Raw genomic sequence first — 1,375 nt, 5'->3', positions numbered from 1 at the left:
GGTCAAGTCCCAGGTAGTGGTGTAGCGATCCTTCGATGAGGGGTCAGGCTGTCAGTGCGGGCAGGGCATCGGCGTTCACCTCGTTCACGGGGCTGGTTGTGATGGTGAGGCGGCATCGGGCGAGGACGTCGAGGCCGAGATAGCGGCGTCCTTCGGCCCATTCATCGGTCTGTTCGGCCAGCACCGCGCCGACGAGCCGGACGATCGCCTCGCGAGAGGGGAAGATGCCCACCGAGTCGGTCCGCCGGCGGATCTCCCGGTTCAGACGCTCGGTGGGGTTGTTCGACCAGATCTGGACCCAGACGTCTTTGGGGAACCCGGTGAACGCGAGAACGTCGGCGCGGGCGGCATCGAGATGCTCGGCCACGTCGGGCAGTTTCTCGCTGACGTAGTCCAGCAGCCGCTCGAACTGCGCATTCACGGCCGCGGCGTCGGGCTGGTCATAGACGCTGTGCAGCATCGCCTTCACTGCAGGCCACATGCCCTTGGGACAGATGCTCATCAGATTCGCGGCGTAGTGGGTGCGGCAGCGCTGCCAGGACGCTCCGGGCAGATGCGCGGCGATCGCCTCCACGAGGCCGGCGTGGGCGTCGGAGGTGACCAGGCGGACTCCGCCCAGGCCGCGAGCGACGAGGTCTGCGAAGAAGCTGCTCCACGCCGCGCCCGTCTCGCTGGTCGCGACGCGCATGCCGAGGACCTCGCGGTGCCCATCACCGTTGACGCCGACGGCCAGCAGGACCACCGCGTTGATGACGCGCCCGCCTTCGCGGACCTTCATCGTCAGCGCGTCAGCGGAGACGAACGTGAACGGACCAGCGGCGTCCAGGGGCCGGTGGCGGAACTGCTCGACATGTTCATCGAGATCGACTGCCATGCGGCTGACCTGGGACTTCGAGAGCGAGTTGATGCCGAGGGTCTTCACCAGCTTGTCCATGCGGCGAGTGGAGACCCCGGCGAGATAGCAGTCCGCGACCACAGTGATCAGGGCGGATTCAGCGCGTTTGCGACGCTCGAGCAGCCATTCGGGGAAGTAGGTGCCAGAGCGGAGCTTGGGGACGGCGACGTCGATCGTGCCGACGCGGGTGTCGAGATCGCGATGGCGGTAGCCGTTGCGCTGGACAGACCGGTCGGGGCTGGGCCGGCCGTACTCGGCGCCGGCGACCGCGTCAGCGTCCGCGGAGAGGAGCTCGTTGATGATCGTCTGCAGCATCGTGCGCATCAGATCCGGGGAGGCTTCGGCCAGGGCTTCACCGAGCAGGCCGTGAGGGTCGACAATATGAGGAGCGGTCATCGTGATGACTCCGTTCGAGAGTGCTGTGAGAGGTTCACTCGAAGGATCACACGGTGACCGCGTCCTCGTCAGAGACGATCACGG

General features: G+C 66.7%; 1 protein-coding gene. It reads right to left on the bottom strand.

Annotated features, from left to right (window positions below; all coding sequences use genetic code 11):
- Nucleotides 1-43: 43 nt before the first annotated feature.
- The gene (locus ABD093_RS18275; protein WP_343926303.1) at nt 44-1,291 is read right to left on the bottom strand and encodes an IS256 family transposase; all 1,248 of its coding nucleotides are present in this window, start codon (nt 1,289-1,291) and stop codon (nt 44-46) included.
- Between the last annotated feature and the right edge of the window lie 84 nt (nt 1,292-1,375).

It is taken from the genome of Brachybacterium tyrofermentans (assembly GCF_039526165.1).
In the GTDB taxonomy this organism is placed as follows: domain Bacteria; phylum Actinomycetota; class Actinomycetes; order Actinomycetales; family Dermabacteraceae; genus Brachybacterium; species Brachybacterium tyrofermentans.
The sequence above is the reverse complement of the archived record's forward strand: the minus strand, read 5'-3'. Positions and strand labels throughout refer to the sequence as shown.

Bases quoted from the DNA above. Each gene is read 5' to 3' on its own strand.
- ABD093_RS18275 (WP_343926303.1), bottom strand. From the start codon at position 1,291: ATGACCGCTCCTCATATTGTCGACCCTCACGGCCTGCTCGGTGAAGCC.